Origin of the sequence: Bacillus sp. FS02 (genome assembly GCF_024398395.1) — a bacterium.
Classification (GTDB): domain Bacteria; phylum Bacillota; class Bacilli; order Bacillales; family Bacillaceae; genus Bacillus; species Bacillus altitudinis.
Genome location: NZ_CP074101.1, coordinates 111,954 through 129,469 on the forward strand (window position 1 = coordinate 111,954; position 17,516 = coordinate 129,469).

Annotated in this window: 27 protein-coding genes; 9 read left to right on the forward strand and 18 right to left on the reverse strand. The window is 39.4% G+C overall.

Features of this window, described 5'->3' with window-relative positions; all coding sequences use genetic code 11:
• Positions 1–13: 13 nt before the first annotated feature.
• Positions 14–427 (reverse strand): CoA-binding protein, encoded by a 414-nt coding sequence (locus KFQ09_RS00535; protein WP_007499324.1) that lies wholly within the window; start codon positions 425–427, stop codon positions 14–16.
• Between the two features lie 154 nt (positions 428–581).
• Here KFQ09_RS00535 and plsY point away from each other — a divergent pair, with 154 nt between their 5' ends.
• Entirely contained in the window at positions 582–1,163 is a 582-nt protein-coding gene (plsY, locus tag KFQ09_RS00540) for a glycerol-3-phosphate 1-O-acyltransferase PlsY (RefSeq protein WP_008343794.1), read from the forward strand.
• Positions 1,164–1,259: 96 nt separating this feature from the next.
• The gene (locus tag KFQ09_RS00545) at positions 1,260–1,547 is read left to right on the forward strand and encodes a HesB/YadR/YfhF family protein (protein ID WP_008343795.1); all 288 of its coding nucleotides are present in this window, start codon (positions 1,260–1,262) and stop codon (positions 1,545–1,547) included.
• Positions 1,548–1,588: 41 nt separating this feature from the next.
• Here the strand turns inward: KFQ09_RS00545 and KFQ09_RS00550 are convergent, their stop codons facing one another.
• The 7 genes from KFQ09_RS00550 to acnA all read right to left on the reverse strand — a co-directional run bounded on the left by KFQ09_RS00550 (position 1,589) and on the right by acnA (position 6,381).
• Complete coding sequence (locus KFQ09_RS00550; RefSeq protein ID WP_255835935.1) at positions 1,589–1,897, reverse strand: hypothetical protein; 309 nt, start codon at positions 1,895–1,897, stop codon at positions 1,589–1,591.
• 3 nt (positions 1,898–1,900) lie between these two features.
• The gene (locus tag KFQ09_RS00555) at positions 1,901–2,323 is read right to left on the reverse strand and encodes an acyl-CoA thioesterase (RefSeq protein ID WP_008343800.1); all 423 of its coding nucleotides are present in this window, start codon (positions 2,321–2,323) and stop codon (positions 1,901–1,903) included.
• 103 nt (positions 2,324–2,426) lie between these two features.
• Positions 2,427–2,669, reverse strand: a complete 243-nt coding sequence (tlp, locus tag KFQ09_RS00560) for a small acid-soluble spore protein Tlp (protein WP_017359579.1) — start codon at positions 2,667–2,669, stop codon at positions 2,427–2,429.
• Positions 2,670–2,684: 15 nt separating this feature from the next.
• Positions 2,685–2,828 carry an acid-soluble spore protein N gene (locus KFQ09_RS00565; protein WP_008357830.1) on the reverse strand — a complete coding sequence of 48 codons (144 nt, stop codon included), beginning with the start codon at positions 2,826–2,828 and terminating at the stop codon, positions 2,685–2,687.
• A gap of 51 nt (positions 2,829–2,879) precedes the next feature.
• Positions 2,880–3,005, reverse strand: coding sequence for an FbpB family small basic protein (locus tag KFQ09_RS00570; protein ID WP_003211002.1), 126 nt, complete (start codon positions 3,003–3,005; stop codon positions 2,880–2,882).
• A 76-nt stretch (positions 3,006–3,081) separates the two neighbouring features.
• Positions 3,082–3,585 carry a TlpA family protein disulfide reductase gene (locus KFQ09_RS00575; RefSeq protein ID WP_008343807.1) on the reverse strand — a complete coding sequence of 168 codons (504 nt, stop codon included), beginning with the start codon at positions 3,583–3,585 and terminating at the stop codon, positions 3,082–3,084.
• A gap of 66 nt (positions 3,586–3,651) precedes the next feature.
• The gene (gene acnA, locus KFQ09_RS00580) at positions 3,652–6,381 is read right to left on the reverse strand and encodes an aconitate hydratase AcnA (RefSeq protein ID WP_216895950.1); all 2,730 of its coding nucleotides are present in this window, start codon (positions 6,379–6,381) and stop codon (positions 3,652–3,654) included.
• A 220-nt stretch (positions 6,382–6,601) separates the two neighbouring features.
• Between acnA and sspO the strand changes: the two genes are divergently transcribed.
• The 4 genes from sspO (at position 6,602) to KFQ09_RS00600 (ending at position 8,092) form a co-directional block, all read left to right on the forward strand.
• On the forward strand, positions 6,602–6,748 hold the full coding sequence (gene sspO, locus KFQ09_RS00585) for a small acid-soluble spore protein SspO (protein ID WP_017359581.1): 147 nt from the start codon (positions 6,602–6,604) through the stop codon (positions 6,746–6,748).
• A 17-nt stretch (positions 6,749–6,765) separates the two neighbouring features.
• Positions 6,766–6,912, forward strand: a complete 147-nt coding sequence (locus KFQ09_RS00590; protein ID WP_058337579.1) for a small acid-soluble spore protein P — start codon at positions 6,766–6,768, stop codon at positions 6,910–6,912.
• 102 nt (positions 6,913–7,014) lie between these two features.
• Positions 7,015–7,404 carry an Hsp20/alpha crystallin family protein gene (locus tag KFQ09_RS00595; RefSeq protein WP_025207398.1) on the forward strand — a complete coding sequence of 130 codons (390 nt, stop codon included), beginning with the start codon at positions 7,015–7,017 and terminating at the stop codon, positions 7,402–7,404.
• A 259-nt stretch (positions 7,405–7,663) separates the two neighbouring features.
• Positions 7,664–8,092, forward strand: a complete 429-nt coding sequence (locus tag KFQ09_RS00600) for a DUF2621 domain-containing protein (RefSeq protein WP_007499335.1) — start codon at positions 7,664–7,666, stop codon at positions 8,090–8,092.
• Positions 8,093–8,113: 21 nt separating this feature from the next.
• On the opposite strand, the gene KFQ09_RS00605 is transcribed toward KFQ09_RS00600, so the two are convergent.
• Positions 8,114–8,596 (reverse strand): CcdC family protein, encoded by a 483-nt coding sequence (locus tag KFQ09_RS00605; RefSeq protein ID WP_039167726.1) that lies wholly within the window; start codon positions 8,594–8,596, stop codon positions 8,114–8,116.
• Between the two features lie 94 nt (positions 8,597–8,690).
• On the reverse strand, positions 8,691–9,398 hold the full coding sequence (locus tag KFQ09_RS00610) for a cytochrome c biogenesis CcdA family protein (protein ID WP_008343813.1): 708 nt from the start codon (positions 9,396–9,398) through the stop codon (positions 8,691–8,693).
• A 208-nt stretch (positions 9,399–9,606) separates the two neighbouring features.
• Between KFQ09_RS00610 and KFQ09_RS00615 the strand changes: the two genes are divergently transcribed.
• Positions 9,607–9,780 carry an aspartyl-phosphate phosphatase Spo0E family protein gene (locus tag KFQ09_RS00615; protein WP_369810454.1) on the forward strand — a complete coding sequence of 58 codons (174 nt, stop codon included), beginning with the start codon at positions 9,607–9,609 and terminating at the stop codon, positions 9,778–9,780.
• Between the two features lie 268 nt (positions 9,781–10,048).
• On the opposite strand, the gene KFQ09_RS00620 is transcribed toward KFQ09_RS00615, so the two are convergent.
• The 6 genes from KFQ09_RS00620 to yneA all read right to left on the reverse strand — a co-directional run bounded on the left by KFQ09_RS00620 (position 10,049) and on the right by yneA (position 14,465).
• Positions 10,049–10,267: a YneF family protein gene (locus tag KFQ09_RS00620; RefSeq protein WP_003212379.1), complete on the reverse strand. Its 219-nt coding sequence runs from the start codon at positions 10,265–10,267 to the stop codon at positions 10,049–10,051.
• An 84-nt stretch (positions 10,268–10,351) separates the two neighbouring features.
• Positions 10,352–10,798 (reverse strand): sporulation inhibitor of replication protein SirA, encoded by a 447-nt coding sequence (gene sirA / locus KFQ09_RS00625; RefSeq protein ID WP_007499339.1) that lies wholly within the window; start codon positions 10,796–10,798, stop codon positions 10,352–10,354.
• Between the two features lie 198 nt (positions 10,799–10,996).
• Positions 10,997–13,000, reverse strand: coding sequence for a transketolase (tkt, locus tag KFQ09_RS00630; RefSeq protein ID WP_255835936.1), 2,004 nt, complete (start codon positions 12,998–13,000; stop codon positions 10,997–10,999).
• Positions 13,001–13,188: 188 nt separating this feature from the next.
• Positions 13,189–13,419: a DUF896 domain-containing protein gene (locus tag KFQ09_RS00635; protein WP_008343816.1), complete on the reverse strand. Its 231-nt coding sequence runs from the start codon at positions 13,417–13,419 to the stop codon at positions 13,189–13,191.
• A 69-nt stretch (positions 13,420–13,488) separates the two neighbouring features.
• Positions 13,489–14,136, reverse strand: coding sequence for a YneB family resolvase-like protein (locus tag KFQ09_RS00640; protein ID WP_019744126.1), 648 nt, complete (start codon positions 14,134–14,136; stop codon positions 13,489–13,491).
• A 17-nt stretch (positions 14,137–14,153) separates the two neighbouring features.
• Complete coding sequence (gene yneA / locus KFQ09_RS00645) at positions 14,154–14,465, reverse strand: cell division suppressor protein YneA (protein ID WP_007499348.1); 312 nt, start codon at positions 14,463–14,465, stop codon at positions 14,154–14,156.
• A gap of 159 nt (positions 14,466–14,624) precedes the next feature.
• Here yneA and lexA point away from each other — a divergent pair, with 159 nt between their 5' ends.
• Positions 14,625–15,245: a transcriptional repressor LexA gene (lexA, locus tag KFQ09_RS00650; protein ID WP_035700932.1), complete on the forward strand. Its 621-nt coding sequence runs from the start codon at positions 14,625–14,627 to the stop codon at positions 15,243–15,245.
• 47 nt (positions 15,246–15,292) lie between these two features.
• Here lexA and KFQ09_RS00655 read toward each other — a convergent pair whose 3' ends face one another.
• A complete protein-coding gene (locus KFQ09_RS00655; protein WP_008343821.1) occupies positions 15,293–15,736 on the reverse strand; it encodes a hypothetical protein in 444 nt (147 codons plus the stop codon).
• A 296-nt stretch (positions 15,737–16,032) separates the two neighbouring features.
• Between KFQ09_RS00655 and KFQ09_RS00660 the strand changes: the two genes are divergently transcribed.
• Positions 16,033–16,575, forward strand: a complete 543-nt coding sequence (locus tag KFQ09_RS00660; protein WP_008343822.1) for an IseA DL-endopeptidase inhibitor family protein — start codon at positions 16,033–16,035, stop codon at positions 16,573–16,575.
• A gap of 32 nt (positions 16,576–16,607) precedes the next feature.
• Here the strand turns inward: KFQ09_RS00660 and KFQ09_RS00665 are convergent, their stop codons facing one another.
• Entirely contained in the window at positions 16,608–17,456 is an 849-nt protein-coding gene (locus KFQ09_RS00665; protein WP_017367323.1) for an STAS domain-containing protein, read from the reverse strand.
• Positions 17,457–17,516 lie beyond the last annotated feature (60 nt).

The window sequence follows — 17,516 nt, forward strand, 5'->3', positions numbered from 1 at the left end:
GATTTTTGACGATTTAATGAGTTTTTGTCATCGCATGAGCCACTTTGATACATAAGTCCATGATGGCGACCTTGCCATTTTCCTCAATCAGCCTTTTTGCCTCTTCATGATATACGCCTTGCTGCGCCCAAAAAACAGGTGCGTCTATTTCAAGAAATTCTTTCGCCACCTCAGGCAAAAACTCAGAACGTCTAAAGACATTGACGATATCAACAGGCTCTTTTATGTCTTTTAAAGAGGCGACCGCTTTTACCCCAAGTGCTTCATCAATCGTTGGATTGACAGGAATGATGTCATAACCGGCATCTTGCATGGCTTTTGAAACCATATAGGACGTTCGGTGCGGCTGATCTGACAAACCTACAACTGCAATTCGCTTACTGCTTTTTAATATACGCCCAATTTCTTGTTTTGAAGGATGATTCATCCAGACACTCCTTTTCTTCTATTTTAGCGAATTTCTTGTTAAAAACAAAGCTGAATTCATCGGCCATCGTTTTTTTCAAAAAAAGATCGCCATGTTTTTCATAAGATCATGTTAAAATGTAAGACAAGAGGGAGAATATAAAGGAGTTATGCAGATGTTAATTGCTTTGATGTTTATTTTGGCTTATCTTCTCGGCAGTATTCCATCAGGTCTCATTGTCGGGAAAGCTGCAAAGGGAATCGATATCCGTGAACATGGCAGCGGGAACCTAGGTGCGACGAATGCATTCCGTACACTAGGTGTGAAAGCAGGGTCGATCGTTATCACCGCTGATATTTTAAAGGGGACTCTTGCTTCGGCTTTACCGTTTTTCATGCAACTGGACATTCATCCCTTATTAGCAGGAGTTGCTGCTGTTATCGGTCACAGCTTTCCTGTCTTTGCAAAATTTAAAGGGGGAAAAGCGGTCGCTACATCAGGCGGCGTGCTGTTATTTTATGCCCCGTTCTTATTTATCACGATGATCGCTGCTTTTTTCTTATTTTTATACATTAGTAAATATGTTTCATTATCATCTATGCTGACTGGGATCTACACATTCATTTACAGCATATTCACCCAAGATCTATTTTTAATTATTGTTGTTGCTGTTCTTGCTGGCTTTGTGATCTTCAGACACATCGCCAACCTCAAACGAATTCTCAACAAAACTGAACCGAAAATCAAATGGCTTTAGCCGTTTCATCAATTTAAATATGTGGTAAAAGTAAAGAAAAGCTGTTTTTGCATCCTGCATTTAAAAACAGCATGACTTCAAAAAGGGGCGATCACATTGAAATTAACGATAAAAGATGATGCACTCAATTGGTACAAGAATGAACTGGATTTAGAAAAAGGTGATCATGTTCGCTTTTTTGTCAGATATGGCGGGTGCAGTAATGTACAAAAAGGCTTTTCTCTCGGCGTCGCAAAAGATGAACCTCAAAATGCCGGCGCAACCGCTGAAGTAGAAGGCATTACTTTCTTCGTGGAAGAAAGTGATATTTGGTATTTTGACAACCATGATCTGCATATTGATTATAACGAGTCCGTGAAAGAACCAGAATTTCATTATGAATAAACAAAAAAGATACCTCATCCCTCGGGTATCTTTTTTGTTTATCACTCAATATAAAGTCCATACTCCTGAATGTTTCCTAATGACCGCTCTTTTTGCAAAATCCGTTTTTGCGAATCACCGATGAGATCAAAATGAGGAAAACCTTCGCGAACATGAATCCACTCTTTCTTTAATCCATGCTTTTTTCCCCAAGCGATTAATTGCTCCATATCCTGACAGGCTGCCTTTGTAACAGTATTCGCATGCGGAAAACGGTCATCAAGCCAATAGTGTGTCAAAAAGGCCACATTCCCTTGCCGAACAGCTGATTTCCAAGCATTTAGATCCTTTCTTTTAATACCAAATGCCATGAATCAAACCTGCTTCTTGGACTGTTCGTATACGCTGTGCCATGCAGGGAAAGCTTTTCTAAATTGAATCGGTCTAAAGGTTTCTTTGTCCACACAAATATGTGAGGTGGTCCCTGTAATAGCCGTTTGTCCATCAGGTTTTTGTATTTCATAGCCATACACTGTTTTCACGCCGTTATATTCTTCTATCCATGTGTGAACTGTAGCCGTTTCACCGTACAGTAGTGGTTTCTTATATTGAACCTGAAGATCGACAACAGGTGCAAGGACACCGTCTGCCTCTAACTGGGCATAGGAAAAGCCTAATTCTTTAATTAACGCTGTTCTGCCGACTTCCATCCAAATTAAATAGTTGGCATGATACACAATGCCCATTTGATCTGTTTCTGCATAACGGACTTCTATTTCTTTTTTAGATACATACACGTTTTCATCGCTCTCCTATCAAAACCTAACGTCTCTGACATTTTACCACATTCCAAATGGTTCTTCTAAAAAGAGGCAATAAAATAAACCAGGAATCCCTGGTTTATTCAGTGTAACCGCTCTTTCTTGCTGCTTCCTCGTCCTTTATTTCAGAACGCATTGCGTCAATACTTGTTCTACGGTTTTCATTTTTTTGCTTGATCATCTGCTTTTCTTCCTCTGTTGAAAGACCCATTGCTGCTTCAGATTCATCAATATTTTCAAGTGTGTTTTCGATCATATCCTGCAGCTTCTCAACATTGTCAGAACGATCATCTGGATTGGATTGATATGACTTGTCATTCATCATGCTTCCCTCCTATTATTCGCCCTTCGTCTGTATCACATCTGGCTGTTCATTCGATTTATTATGCATCTTTTTGCCTTTATTTCGTTTGTATGCTACAGGTTTTGTCCCTAAATGGTCTGGTGTAAACTGCGCTTGTTTATCATGCTCTCTACCCATCATTCATCCCTCCCTCTTCTTTAGGATGAACGAAAAAGGACAAATCATAACTTATTTCTGTCTAAATCGCTCTTCCAACTTTTCTTCAAGCTGGTTTAAAAATTCCTCATTGCTTAATAATTCTTTTTTATTTTCAAGCACAAGTTCTTCAAATGTACGGCGCTTTCTTCTTCTCATGTCTATCACCACCTCCACTCTGTTCATACCATTTTCGCCAAAACATTTAGAAAATAAGCAAAAAAGAGCTGAATCATTATAGATCCAGCTCTTTTTCAATTTCTTTTTTTGTGAGCATTTGATGCTTTACAGACAGGATACGCCCTTTTTCATCTAGTATGTATGTCGTCGGATAGGAAAGTACCTGATATCTCGCTTGAATACCTTTTTGATCTAATAAAACAGGAAAACTGACCTTAAGTTCATCAATAAATGAGGCGACGTGATCCACACTCTTTTCAGTGTTCGTCAAATTCACCGCTAGTACCTCAACTTGGTCATTTTCACTTCTAATTGCATCTAGATCTGGCATTTCTGTTCGGCAAGGCTTACACCATGTCGCCCAAAAATTGAGGAGTACTTTTTTCCCTCGATAATCAGATAACGATGCCGTTTTGCCATCAAGGGTTTTGAGCTCAAAATCAGGGGCTTTGTCCCCAGTTTCAAGACCGATGGCAGGTTCTTTTGGTCCGAATACATTCCACGCAAGTAAACCAATCAACACAAGTAAAACAGCGCTTGCCATTCCTTTTTTCCACATGATTGATCCTCCACTATGTTAAAAAAGAAGAGAAAGCTGTCTAAGCGCCTTCTCTTCTTTGCTTTATTAGTTGCTTGCCAATTTTTCACGCAATACCATTTGAAGGATACCACCATGGCGGTAGTAGTCAATTTCGACTTCACTGTCAAAGCGAACAATTACTTCAAATGTTTTCTCGTTGCCATCTGTATCAATTGCTTTTACAGTGACAAGATCACGCGGACGAACTGTTTCATCAACATCTACTTCGAATGTTTCTGTTCCTGTTAGTCCATAAGTTTCTGCACTTTCACCGTCTTTAAACTGTAAAGGAAGTACGCCCATGAAGACAAGGTTACTTCTGTGGATACGCTCAAAGCTTTCCGCTAGAACGAATTTAATTCCAAGAAGATTTGTTCCTTTTGCAGCCCAGTCACGTGAAGAACCCATTCCGTAATCTTTACCTGCTAAGATCGCAAGACCAGTTCCATCTTCTTTATAACGCATGCATGCATCATAAATCGATGTCACTTCACCAGTTGGCCAGTACGTTGTATACCCGCCTTCTGTTCCTGGTGCGATTTGGTTCTTAATACGGATGTTTGCAAAAGTACCTCTCATCATAACATGGTGGTTACCACGGCGAGATCCGTATGAGTTAAAGTCTCTAGGCGATACGCCTCTTTCTTGCAAGTATTTACCTGCAGGTGTGTCTTTACCAATCGCTCCAGCAGGAGAAATATGGTCTGTTGTGACAGAATCACCGAACTTCGCCACTACGCGCAATCCTTTAAGTGGTTCAACTTTACCAGGTTCAACTGATAAGTTTTCGAAGAATGGCGGGTTATCAATGTATGTGGAATTTTCATCCCATTTATACAATGCATCGTCTGTCGTTTTAATTTCATTCCAGCGGTCATTGTTGTCAAAAACAGTTTCATACTCTGAACGGAATAGCTCAGGTGTGACAGTGCTTTTCACGACGCTGTTGATTTCATCCATTGATGGCCAAATGTCATTGAAATAAACGTTCTCGCCATTTTTATCGACACCGATCGGATCTTTTGTTAAATCAATATTCACCGTACCAGCAAGTGCATAAGCCACAACTAATGGTGGAGATGCAAGGTAGTTTCCTTTTACAAGCGGGTGGATACGACCTTCGAAGTTACGGTTACCTGATAAAACAGAAGTGATCAGCAGATCATTTTCAGAGACAGCATCTTCAATTTCTTTTTCAAGCGGTCCTGAGTTTCCGATACAAGTTGTACAGCCATACCCAACGATGTTAAATCCGAGGTCTCTTAAGTATGGAAGAAGTCCTGAGTTCACGAGGTATCCTGTTACAACCTTAGAACCTGGCGCTAGTGACGTTTTCACGTAGTTTGGCACCTTCATGCCAAGCTCACTTGCTTTCTTCGCAACAAGACCTGCTCCGATTAAGACGTATGGGTTCGATGTATTCGTACAGCTCGTAATCGCTGCAATCGCAATCGCACCTGTCTTCATCACAGCTTTTTCACCATTTGCTAGATCAAATTCGATTTGTTTATCTAGCTCTGATTTTTCTAAGCCAAACCCTTGGTTACCAGCTGGGCTTTCGATGTGCTGATGGAACGTCTCTTTCATTTGAGAAAGTGGAATCAAATCTTGTGGACGTTTAGGACCAGATAAGTTTGATTCAATTTGAGAAAGATCAATTTCCACAACATCAGTAAAAATTGGCTCTTCTGCATCTGGCGTATAGAATAAGCCATTTGCGCGAGAATATTCTTCAACGATATTAATTTGCTCTTCATCACGTCCAGTAAGGCGAAGGTAAGCAAGAGCTTCCTCATCTACTGGGAAGAATCCGCAAGTAGCACCGTATTCAGGCGCCATGTTCGCAATTGTTGCACGATCTGCTAACGGCAATTGTGCAACACCAGGTCCGAAGAACTCGACGAACTTGTTCACTACGCCTTTTTCACGTAGAACTTGTGTCACTTTTAATGCAAGGTCAGTTGCAGTCGTTCCGTTTGGAAGCTCTCCAACTAATTTAGCACCAATAACTTCTGGTACTGGGAAGTATGAAGGCTGACCGAGCATTCCAGCTTCTGCTTCGATACCGCCAACGCCCCATCCAAGTACACCGATACCGTTAATCATTGTTGTATGTGAGTCAGTACCAACTAATGTATCTGGGTAAGTGATGATCTCGCCATCTTCTTCGATTGCATGAACAACACTTGCAAGATACTCTAAGTTCACTTGGTGAACGATCCCTGTTGCAGGCGGAACAGCTTGATAATTGTTAAACGCTTTCTTTGCCCAGCTAAGGAAGTTATAACGCTCTGCGTTACGTTCGAATTCTAAATCCATGTTAATGTTTAATGCATCTTCAGTTCCAGCTTTATCGACTTGTACAGAGTGGTCAATGACCAGGTCAACTGGAATTTCAGGGTTGATTTTATCTGGGTCTCCGCCCACATCTGCCATTGCTTTTCTTAAAGAAGCAAGGTCAACGACAGCTGGCACACCCGTGAAGTCTTGTAAAATAACACGAGAAGGTTTAAATGGAACATCAATTTCTTTTACCTCGGCAGTTCCCCATTTTGCCAAGTTTTCAACGTGTTCCTTCTTGATCACTCTACCGTCTACTTGGCGAAGCACTGATTCTAAAAGTACCTTAATGGAATAAGGCAGCTTAGAAACATTTCCGATTCCTTGTTTCTCTAGTGCTTCTAACGAATAATAGTGATACGTTTTCCCATTTGTCGAAAACGTTTTTCTAGATTGAAAAGCGTCTTGTTTAGCGACTTGCTGCTGTTTCGACATGTCCAAAATCCCCCTTTTGATGATCAAGATCAATTTCAATTCTCAGAAAAATCGTCGTATTTCACCACAATTTTCTCACAATTTCATCTTAAAACAAATTCATACATAAGTAAATAACAATGCTTTTATTAAATTCAATAAGTTTAGCTTATCATAAGGAAATGATTACTCTTCATAAACTGAGCAGCACGGGTTCATACTAATGCTGAGGTGATAGAACATGACAAAAAGAAAAGCAAATCATGTCATTGACGGCATGAACGCAGCCAAAAGCCAAGGAAATGGTGCAGGCTATATAGAAAATGATCAGCTCGTTTTAACAGAAGAACAAAAGCAAAACAATAAAAAGCGTAAAAAAAACCAATAAGAAAGGAGTGAGAAATGATGACGGACAAAAACACTGGGAAAGACATACGTCAAAACTCTCCTAAAGAGCATCAAGGCGGGCAACCTGAGCCACTATCAGGCAGTAAAAAAGTGAAAAATCGCAACCATACAAGACAAAAGCACAATTCACATCATGATATGTAAACATTTTCTCTAAAGCCCGTGACCAAACGGGATGTTTTAGGTCTTTCACACATTTCAGCTTTTATCATATGATTTATTATGAGATGTGATGGAGGAGTGTTTATGGAGAATGAAAAGCAAGTGAATTCCTCTGATTTTCTTGAAATAGATGATTGGCTGAATGTATTAATGGACGATCCTTTTGCATGGTATGACGAACAGCTCCCAATAGATCTTTATGAAACGAGCCGTGATTATATTATTGAGATCGACCTCTCCACCCTATCGATCACTGATTTAAAACTGACCTTTTCCGGATGTGAGCTCATCCTCGCTTATTTGATTGATGAAAGAGAACAGCCGATTGAAAAAAGTGTCATGCTCCCTTTTTATTTGAATGACAAAGACATTGATACAGATTACGAAAACAGAATCATATCAATCAAAATCAAAAAGGATGCCCATCGTCAAGACGGAGCATTTTCCTTTCAAATGCCGCACTTCAAACATTAAGAGCCCGCCTGTATACAGGCGGGCTCTCTTCCGTTCGTTTCAAGTCAATACCTTGTGCGAACCACCATGGCCAAATAGTAGAGTCGCTATACAATAATGTATTCCTTTTCTACTAAATGGTTTGGGTCATTCTAGTAAATGGGCGCCTCTTGATCAAAAAAGGCGTTTATAGAGAAAAAACTCATACATTTTTGTTATTTTCTTCTACCTTCCCTTCATGTAAAATAGAGTAGAGAGAAGGGATATAGGGAGTGAGAACATGTTAAGCGGCTGGTTTTTGTGGTTCATTTTATTTTGGGGTACAGTGATGATTGGATTACTAGCAATCGGTGGCTTTTTTATGTTTCGCAAGTTTTTAAAACGATTGCCGAAAGAAGACGGGAAATCAGAGCTTGATTGGCAGGATGAATATATTCAAAAGAGCCTGCACCTATGGCGCGATGAAGACAAACAGCTATTAAATGAGCTAGTATTACCGGTTCCAGAGCTGTTTAGAGATGTCGCCAAAGAAAAAATCGCCGGTAAAATTGGCGAGCTGGCACTTAAAGAACAAGCGGCCAGCATTAATTTAGACTTAATCATTCGCGGCTATATTATCGCTACACCGAAGCGGGATCATAAATTTCTACTAAAGCGCCTTCAAGAAAAAAAGATCGACCATTCACCATATGAATCTTTATTAAAATAACCTCCTTTTTAAAAAGGAGGTTTAATTTATTTGGGCCTGCTGCACATCTAATTGTTTAGACATCTTTCTAAACGACAAATACATCGCAACCCGCCAAGGGACAATCATGCCAAAGGCTAGAATCCAAAACATCCCGCTAAGCGCACCATAATCAATGGAAGAGCTTAAAATCGTCTTCATTCCGATACGAAGGACAAGAAGTCCAATGAGAATAAACACAAATGCTTTTGAACGCTTCAAATAGATTTCATTGCCTCTAATTTCAAATTTCGATGTTTTAATTAAAAAGATAGAGAAAAACATCCCTACAGTAATCGCCTCTAAAAATTCAGCTCCAGTTACTTGAAACATTGGCACAAAAAACATCAGTGCACCAGTGCTCATAAAGATAGGAGGTAAAATAATTTTTTTCGCGGTTGCAGGTTTTGCAGATGATTTAATGCGAATAAACATGACGGCTACCGCCATACATACCGCCACTATAGAAGAAATTATGATCATCATATCAAATCATTCCTTTATTCTTTAAGGTCAGCCTATGTATAATATACTCCAATTGACGAAAAAAAACCATTCGCCGCGACTGTAGAAAACGATTTCAAAAACCCGTAAATCCTCCAAATAATGATGAGAACATAATAATGATCCATGTCAGAAGATCAAAGAACAGCAAGATCCCTACTACGATCATAATAATCCCGCCAGTTTTCATGATGAGCTGCTGACGCTTTCTGATCCAAGCCATTTTTGTGATGAAAAAGGAAAGAACAAAAAACGGGATAGCAAAACCTAATACATACGCAATCATATAGGTCACAGCGGACTCTGGCTTGTTGCTGGCAAGTGTGATGACGGCTGATAAAATCGGGCCGGTACATGGTGTCCAACCAGCAGCAAAACCCATTCCGATGAGAATCGATCCAAAAAAACCGGCTGGACGATTTTTAAACTGCAACCTCTTTTCTCCCATTAAAAAAGAAGGCTGAAATACACCAAGAATCATAAAGCCAAAGAAAATAATGAGAATGGCACCAATTTGACGAATCGCATCTTGATATTCAATGAAAAACTTCCCAACAAACGATGTCCCAAATCCAATGGCAATAAAAATGAGAGAGAACCCAATTAAAAAGAATAATGTATGAAGCAGACTTCTTCTTCTCAGCATCACCTTCTCAGATTTCACTTCATCTATACTAACGCCCGTAATATAGGATAAAAAGGCTGGATAAAGTGGCAGACAGCACGGTGAGATAAAAGATAGAAACCCTGCTCCAAACGCTAAAAAGTAATTCAAATCTGACAAAAGAACACCTCCTTCTTACAATATACAATAAGAGATGACAAATTCATTTCATTTTTTTTACATCGCCTCAATAAAGATGGTCTAATCTCTTAAAACCTTATATAATTTAATTTGACATCAAGATACCAAACCCTTTAAATTTGAAAATAAACCTTAAAATGGATATAATAGAATCGATTCTTTTTATCAAGATTTGCATGAAAGGAACATGACTTTGGTAAAAACATCATTATTAACTCAAATTGAAGAAAAAAGAGAAGAGCTGATGAAAGTTGTCTTGCATAATGGGATGACATCAACAGTGACCATCGAACATAGCCAGCAGCTAGATCATCTCCTCTTACAATATCAACGACACTTACACTCAAACTCAGCCAACTAATGATATCTCAAGATAGAAACAAATGCCGCACGATTTTAGAAAAGTTGATATGTGTGACAATAAAAGAAACGAAAACCTCTGCTCACAGGGGTTTTTTGTTTTGTCTTTAACGGACGGTTCACGGCAAAATAAAAACCACTTTCCCTGCTTTATTCAAGCAAGTACAGTGGTTTTATGCGTCTGATGAAGGTGACTTCAATAAAGAAAGGACATCGCTTGTCCAATCTTTAGGGACCATGTTCCATCTATGATCATAATAACGTACGTATTATTTCGCTTGGTTGTTCATGGCTTTCATCATTTGATTGATTTTCTTTTGGGACGGTTTCATGCCCATTTGCATCATCATCATTCGAAGCATTTGTTCATTAATTGGTGGATTCTTTTTCAAGTAGCTCATCATATACTTACGAGCAATAAAGAATCCGAGTGCAACTCCTGCAAGCAATGCAACAACGCCTACAAGGATGACAACCCATAAATCCATAATTCTTCCTCCTTCATGTTGTCTCGTATAAAGTGTACTAAACAAAAGGCTATTATACAACATTTCACGTTCAATTTTATTTTTTTAAACAAAATTCCTCACTTTTACCGGATTGAGCCACCCGTGCTTCTTTGATCCAAAGTCCATAGCCAGGAAACAAGGACTAATTTTTCTTAGTACTTCAAAAAACACCGCTTCTGCCTCATAACTGCCTGTGGCAGACATTTGAATGTAACGGTCTTTTATAATGAATGCGGCTGTGCCTTTTCCATCTGGTAGCGATGCACTGTATATTGAGCCTATTTGTGTATAGTGAATGTTGGTTAAATTGTTCATTAAACGTTGGTGCATATGAAAAGCAGGGATTCGTTTCGTTACATAATCCACTTGCTTAACAAGCATGACTAATTCGTCATCACTGCGGTTCGTCCAGTGTAACGATTCAAACAAATGAAACAAGATAGATTCTCTACCAAAATAATGATGAGCAAACTCATCCTCAATCCAATAAATATAATAATGGCGTTCCATGTCTATCCCTTCCTTTCACATTTCGTCAATCTCGCTTATTGCTTGTATTATACAAAAATGTGAAAGAAAGAATTGTCTATATATGAAGCAAGAAGAAACTAGTTTTGTCAAAAAAACAAGAAAAAAGAAAAAAGTTTGCAGAGCATAGTGAAAAGCTCTGCAAACCGACTGCAAAAAAGCATGATGCTTGGAGACTGATTATTTATTTAGCTTTGCCTTTACGCGGCTCACCACGTTGCTGACAGTGAAACCGTATTTTTCAATAATGGTTTCGCCTGGTGCAGAAGCGCCAAATTTATCAATCGCAATCACATCGCCATCAAGGCCAGTGTAACGTTCCCAGCCAAGTGAAGCACCCATTTCGATTGCAACACGTGCTCTCACTGCTTTCGGAAGAACGGACTCTTTGTATTCGTCTGACTGCTCATCAAAGCGATCCCATGCAGGTAAGCTCACGACAGAAACGCGAATGCCTTCTTTTTCAAGTGCTTTTTGCGCTTCAATGGCTAAACCTACTTCAGATCCTGAAGCAAGTAGAAGAGCTTCTGGCTGTGCATCAGCTGCTTCAACGACGACATATCCACCTTTTTCTACGCCTTCATACGCCTTCTCTGGTGATTGATCAATCGTTGGAAGGTTTTGACGAGTAAGAACAAGCGCTGTCGGTTTATTCGTTGAAGATACAGCAATTTTCCATGCTGCAGCTGTTTCGTTTCCATCAGCTGGACGAATCACAGAAAGGTTAGGCATCGCACGTAATGAAGCGAGCTGTTCAACTGGCTCATGCGTTGGTCCATCTTCCCCAACCGCAATGCTGTCATGCGTAAATACATAAGTGACAGGAAGTCCCATCAATGCAGCAAGACGAATGGCAGGTCTTAAATAGTCTGAGAAAACAAAGAATGTTCCGCCGAATACACGAAGTCCGCCGTGAAGTGCCATACCGTTTAATGCTGCACCCATTGCGAATTCTCTCACACCAAACCAAATGTTTCTGCCAGCATAATTCTCTCTACCAAAGTCACTTGTATCTTTGATTGTTGTTTTATTTGATCCAGCAAGGTCAGCAGACCCGCCAATAAAGAATGGTACTTGTTTTGCAATGCCATTTAATACTTCTCCAGAAGAAGCACGAGAGGCAAGGCTTGAACCTGCTTCATAAACAGGAACCTCTTGATCCCAATTCTCAGGAAGTTTTCCTTCAATCGCAAGCTTCAGCTGAGCTGCTAGTTCTGGATATTCTTTTTCATATTGCTCAAACAGTTCATTCCACGCTGCTTCTTTTTTCTGTCCAGCGTCTTTAACAGCTGTTTTGAAATGATCGTACACTTCAGAAGGTACATGGAAATCTTCTTCAAACGTCCAAGAATAAGCTTCCTTCGTTAGCTTCGCTTCCTCACTGCCAAGCGGTGCACCGTGCACCCCAGACGTTCCCGCACGGTTTGGAGAACCGAAACCGATTGTCGTCTTCACTTCAATAAGTGTAGGTTTGTCTGTACTTTGTTTGGCTTTTTCAATGGCAGCCGTCACTTCTTCAATGTTATTGCCGTCTTTTACATAAAGAACTTCCCAATTCATCGCTTCAAAACGATTCTTCACATTTTCAGAGAAAGAACGATCAAGGTCGCCATCTAAAGAAATGTCGTTTGAATCATAAAGAACAATTAAACGGCCTAAGCCTAAATGACCAGCAAGTGAAGCAGCTTCAGAGGAAATGCCCTCCATTAAGTCTCCATCTCCGCAAATGCTGTATGTATAGTGATCCACAACATTAAAATTGTCTTTGTTATACGTTTCTGCAAGATGTCTTTCTGCAAGTGCCATTCCAACAGCCATCGCAATCCCTTGTCCTAAAGGACCTGTTGTCGCATCTACGCCCTCTGTATGTCCAAACTCAGGATGTCCAGGTGTTTTGCTTCCCCATTGGCGGAATTGTTTTAAATCTTCGATGCTCAGATTGTATCCGCTTAAATGAAGCATGCTATATAAAAGCATAGAGCCATGTCCCGCAGATAACACAAAACGGTCTCTGTTAAACCAATTTGGATTTTGCGGACTTACGTTTAAGTGATTCGTCCATAAAGCGTATGCCATTGGTGCAGCGCCCATCGGCATTCCAGGGTGACCGGAATTCGCTTTTTCAATTGCGTCTATGGAGAGAGTACGTATTGTTGCAATAGATTTCAATTCAATCGTTTCCATATAAATCCCCTTCCGTATCTTGTGTACACCATTATCATAAATCTACTGTCCTTTTTTCACAACTATTTCACGCCGAAAAAGAAGGATTTTGTCACATTTAGTTTATCGATCACCTAAAAACTTATGCAAATATGAAAAAAGATGAGAATATTCCTCCCATCTTTTCAAAAATAAAGAAATGACGACCTTTAATGAAGATTCTGGTCTCTTTCTCTTTTTAATTTTTCTGGTGTGACATCGTTTCCTTCTGGATCGACGATTTTCACGGTTTTGAGTGTATTTTTCATAGAAGAACGAAAAGCCTTTAAATATTCCTCTCTTAATTGCTTCTGTTCTGTTTTCTCAGCGTCCGACAAACCGGCCTCTTTCGACTTTTTTGAAAGCTCATTGATTCTTGCAAGCTGTTCTTTAGAAATCATGACAAACTCCTTTAAAACATTTTCTCTACATACTACTAAATATCAGTCATTTTTACAACAAATCACGCTTTAAGTCGCAAGCCCTTTTTCATATTCTTGGTACCTTCTATGGACGGTTGCTTTTGAAATATCAAAACCAAGTGCCTGCAATGTCACCGCAATTTCAGCGAATGTCATGTTGTTTTTTCTTAATCGAACAATTTCAGAAATCGGTACTTCAATACGTTCGCGGCCAGGCGCCTGTTCTTGGTGTTTTAAATTCAGTTCGGGTTGATACCCTCGCTCAACAGCTTTTTTCATCCCACGCTTAATTTTCAAATTATGAATTTTCCGCTGATACTCTTCTACAACGCCTACAATTTCAATGACCATCTCGTCTGCTTCTGAAAGCTCAAGCTCTCCTCTATGAAATACGCTGTACACCTTGACTTTTTCTTTAAACAGACAATGAAGAAGAGCGATTTTCGCCTGCCCTCTTCCAAGGCGTGTCTCATCTTGAATGAGAACAGCATCGATTTCTTCCTCTTTCAGCGCAGCCAGCATGTCAAAAACACCGTCACGATCAAGATCGTATCCACTCGCTTTTTCTTTAATCACTTTGACTACATTCATCTTGTGCGCTGCGGCTAAAGCAAGCAGTTCTTCTTCTTGTCTTGTAAGCGAGGTTTCTTGCTCTTCTTTGGCAGTACTTACTCTCGCATAAATGATTGCATTCATGTCTTCAATCGACCTTTCTACTGTACTGTTGCAAGTTGATATACGACTGGATGCTCTTTTTTAACTGGAATGACAAGGATATCTCCAGGCTGGATGTCAGTTGAAGCGAGATCATTGTGTTCAGTTACCCAGTCAATAAAAGCATTTTTATCGATTGATTTACTGTCGTTTACTTGGTCAGCTAATCCCCAAAGAGTATCACCTGATTGAACCTCTATTTTAACATATTGATTTGGATCATTATGGCTAGTGACTGCAATAAGTGAGAGAAATATGCCAACGATGAATGAGAATAGCCCAATAAAAATAATAGATTCCTTTAACCTCATAATGTCATCTCTCCTAATAGAATGTGTGTTCGTTCTTTCTGTCACTCATTATAAATACGAACAAACGTTTCTGTCAAACGTTTTTTTCGAACCTATGTTTGTACTGTTAGGAAAAACATGCTATAATTTCTTTAAAATTGACGTTTTGAGGTGCAAAAGATGACGAAGCTATCAAAAAGACAACTCGATATCCTGAAATTCATAAAAGAAGAAGTAAAAAGCAAGGGTTATCCCCCATCCGTTCGTGAAATTGGCGAAGCTGTCGGTCTAGCATCAAGTTCAACTGTCCATGGACATTTAGCTAGACTAGAAACGAAAGGTTTAATTAGAAGAGACCCAACAAAACCTAGAGCGATCGAAGTACTAGATGAAGAGGAAATGAATATTCCAAAGAGCACTGTAATGAATGTTCCAGTCATCGGAAAAGTCACAGCAGGCTTGCCTATCACGGCTGTTGAGAATGTAGAAGAATATTTCCCACTTCCAGAAACTTTTGCAGCGCCAGATGAACAAGTATTTATGCTTGAAATTATGGGAGAAAGTATGATCGATGCAGGTATTTTGGACAAAGACTACGTTATTGTGCGTCAGCAAAGCACTGCCAACAATGGAGATATCGTGGTGGCTATGACAGAAGAAGATGAAGCAACAGTGAAACGTTTTTATAAGGAAGATACACACTTTAGATTACAGCCCGAGAATCCATCAATGGAACCGATTATTTTACAGAATGTGAGTATACTAGGTAAAGTGATTGGCGTATTTAGAAATATTCATTAAAAAAAGCCGGTATTTCATCAACTGCTGATGAGAGCCGGCTTTTTCTTTTATGAACAAGAATATGCAAGAATACTGGAGCTTGGGAACGAGCCGAATGTAAAGTTCGGCCATATGAAACCTGTTGTACGGCCAAAAGGCTGCGACGAAAGAACATACATGAGAAATACTTGACCGTTTCTAAGGAACACAATGGTCCACCTTCTATTACATCCAGCTGCAAATTGAACCGTTTGCTGGCTTCCGCCTACACTCTGCCCTGCAATGAGCGGCTGCATGCTTTGAGGCTGAGAGACTGCTTGTTGATATTGCGAGATGATATGCTGCGGCGGGGCTGGCGGGACCGATTGTCCTCCTGCACCTTGCCCTTGCCCAGTCCCTCCGAATGGCAAGCCGGGAAATCCTCCAACTTGAGAAATAGGAAACGCCGGCATGCTTTGGACCTGCCGATCGTACAAGTACCCATTCCACGTACCTTCATATGGATTATACATACTAAACACCACTTTCTTAGACATTCATCACGACAGTATATGTCATACATAAAAAAAGAGTGTTGAGGAGACAAATAGAAATCTTTCCAAAAGACGTTTTATTCTTCTTTAGAACGGTTAAATACTAATGAGGAAGAAAAAAATAAAAAAATGAAAACTTTTTGTCTCCCTCAAACGTTATATATGTAGAAAGAAAAGAAATAAAAAACATTTAGATTTAATACTTGTAATATCTATGTAACTATTGTAACATTTGTAACATAAGAAGTTTTCATTGAGAAAAGGAGGCAATCGCCTTGAAAAAATTATTTGTTTTATTAACCGCTATTATGCTTATGATCTCATTACAAACAACAACACTGGCCGCTTCCAAAAAATCAGCCGCTTTGACAAATAAAGAAGCGTTACATATTGCCCTTGATGCAAGAGAACACTTTTGGAGTGCTATGTCAGGCTACAACATTAAAGAGCATTCAGATTACAAATTAAAATCATTTACTTATAAAGACATGACTTACAACTACCTGTCTAACACATTTGATACAAAGAAAAAACTAAACAGCTATCTATCTCAAGTGTTCACAAAAGATGCCATTACTCACGGTTTAAAAGACTATCAGTTCATCGTTCATAAAGGAAAAATGGCTGTGCCAGTTGGTGACGGAGACAATATGCTTAATTGGGATAAGGCAACACCTAAACTCGTCTCTAAGAAAAATACAATCCGCACATACGAATTCACAGTCCCAACACTTGATGGACGCAAAGTAAAACGTACTGTCACTTTCGAGAAAGTACAAAAGGATTGGAAAGTAACAAAAATTGACGCTGTGATCTAAATAAAAACCAGGCCGTTTACTAGGCCTGGTTTTTATATGGATGAAAATTCAGTCATACGATCTAAAGCGTGAGCAAGTGATGAAGCCGTTTGAAATTCATTAAAAGGCAGTCCAAGCTGTACAGCCGTTTGAGCAATTTCTGGTCTAATGCCTGAAATGGTCGTATCAACCCCAATTAACCGAAGTGACGTGACAAGATCAAAGATTTGATGTGCTACCATCGTATCAATGATGACGACACCTGATAAATCAATACATAAATGTTGAACACCTTTTTGCGAACACTGTTTTAATGTATTTTCTAAGATAATCTTTGCTCGCGCAGTGTCAATATCTCCAACTAAAGGCAATAAGGCAACATGACTTTTTAACACAATGACTGGGGAACTCAGCTCATAAATCATGTCTCTTTGTGCAACGAGTTTATTGGTGGTATTTTTCACATATTGCTGAATAAAGACATGAATTGAAATGTTAAATGCCTCAGATATCAAATCATACCAATAAAATATTCGGTCAATGTCAATATCACCTTGATGCTGTTTTATAAACTCTTTTAAGTAATGAAGAACCACTCTTTGATTGGACATATACTCTCTCACGACGTAATCTAATGGCGTGTTCAAGTGCTTCGGATCACTTGCTAAGTCTTCAGACCATTTTTTAAATTTCGTATGTAAATACGTCTTGTCTTCAATAAGTGCGCGTATAAAATGCTGATAATAATCTTGATTTTGCCGTTTTAGCTCTGCTATGATGCTGGAATCTGTTGAACGATAAATGGATTCTGGATCATCATCCTCAATTGATTCATACCATGTTTCAGTCAGTTTCTCTGCATGTTGCATGAAAAAATCGTATAATGCACGGTTCTTTTCCATAAGCATATGTCCCTTCACATTTTCTACTTGTCAGTCTTTGTACCTGATGGATTGATTGTA

Coding starts and splice junctions, on each gene's coding strand:
- KFQ09_RS00535 (WP_007499324.1), bottom strand. CDS start 427: ATGAATCATCCTTCAAAACAAGAAATTGGGCGTATATTAAAAAGCAGT.
- plsY (WP_008343794.1), top strand. CDS start 582: ATGTTAATTGCTTTGATGTTTATTTTGGCTTATCTTCTCGGCAGTATT.
- KFQ09_RS00550 (WP_255835935.1), bottom strand. CDS start 1,897: ATGGCATTTGGTATTAAAAGAAAGGATCTAAATGCTTGGAAATCAGCT.
- tlp (WP_017359579.1), bottom strand. CDS start 2,669: ATGAATGACAAGTCATATCAATCCAATCCAGATGATCGTTCTGACAAT.
- KFQ09_RS00565 (WP_008357830.1), bottom strand. CDS start 2,828: ATGGGTAGAGAGCATGATAAACAAGCGCAGTTTACACCAGACCATTTA.
- KFQ09_RS00570 (WP_003211002.1), bottom strand. CDS start 3,005: ATGAGAAGAAGAAAGCGCCGTACATTTGAAGAACTTGTGCTTGAAAAT.
- KFQ09_RS00575 (WP_008343807.1), bottom strand. CDS start 3,585: ATGTGGAAAAAAGGAATGGCAAGCGCTGTTTTACTTGTGTTGATTGGT.
- acnA (WP_216895950.1), bottom strand. CDS start 6,381: ATGTCGAAACAGCAGCAAGTCGCTAAACAAGACGCTTTTCAATCTAGA.
- sspO (WP_017359581.1), top strand. CDS start 6,602: ATGACAAAAAGAAAAGCAAATCATGTCATTGACGGCATGAACGCAGCC.
- KFQ09_RS00590 (WP_058337579.1), top strand. CDS start 6,766: ATGACGGACAAAAACACTGGGAAAGACATACGTCAAAACTCTCCTAAA.
- KFQ09_RS00595 (WP_025207398.1), top strand. CDS start 7,015: ATGGAGAATGAAAAGCAAGTGAATTCCTCTGATTTTCTTGAAATAGAT.
- KFQ09_RS00600 (WP_007499335.1), top strand. CDS start 7,664: ATGTTAAGCGGCTGGTTTTTGTGGTTCATTTTATTTTGGGGTACAGTG.
- KFQ09_RS00605 (WP_039167726.1), bottom strand. CDS start 8,596: ATGATGATCATAATTTCTTCTATAGTGGCGGTATGTATGGCGGTAGCC.
- KFQ09_RS00615 (WP_369810454.1), top strand. CDS start 9,607: ATGACTTTGGTAAAAACATCATTATTAACTCAAATTGAAGAAAAAAGA.
- KFQ09_RS00620 (WP_003212379.1), bottom strand. CDS start 10,267: ATGGATTTATGGGTTGTCATCCTTGTAGGCGTTGTTGCATTGCTTGCA.
- sirA (WP_007499339.1), bottom strand. CDS start 10,798: ATGGAACGCCATTATTATATTTATTGGATTGAGGATGAGTTTGCTCAT.
- tkt (WP_255835936.1), bottom strand. CDS start 13,000: ATGGAAACGATTGAATTGAAATCTATTGCAACAATACGTACTCTCTCC.
- KFQ09_RS00635 (WP_008343816.1), bottom strand. CDS start 13,419: ATGATTTCTAAAGAACAGCTTGCAAGAATCAATGAGCTTTCAAAAAAG.
- KFQ09_RS00640 (WP_019744126.1), bottom strand. CDS start 14,136: ATGAATGCAATCATTTATGCGAGAGTAAGTACTGCCAAAGAAGAGCAA.
- yneA (WP_007499348.1), bottom strand. CDS start 14,465: ATGAGGTTAAAGGAATCTATTATTTTTATTGGGCTATTCTCATTCATC.
- lexA (WP_035700932.1), top strand. CDS start 14,625: ATGACGAAGCTATCAAAAAGACAACTCGATATCCTGAAATTCATAAAA.
- KFQ09_RS00655 (WP_008343821.1), bottom strand. CDS start 15,736: ATGTATAATCCATATGAAGGTACGTGGAATGGGTACTTGTACGATCGG.
- KFQ09_RS00665 (WP_017367323.1), bottom strand. CDS start 17,456: ATGGAAAAGAACCGTGCATTATACGATTTTTTCATGCAACATGCAGAG.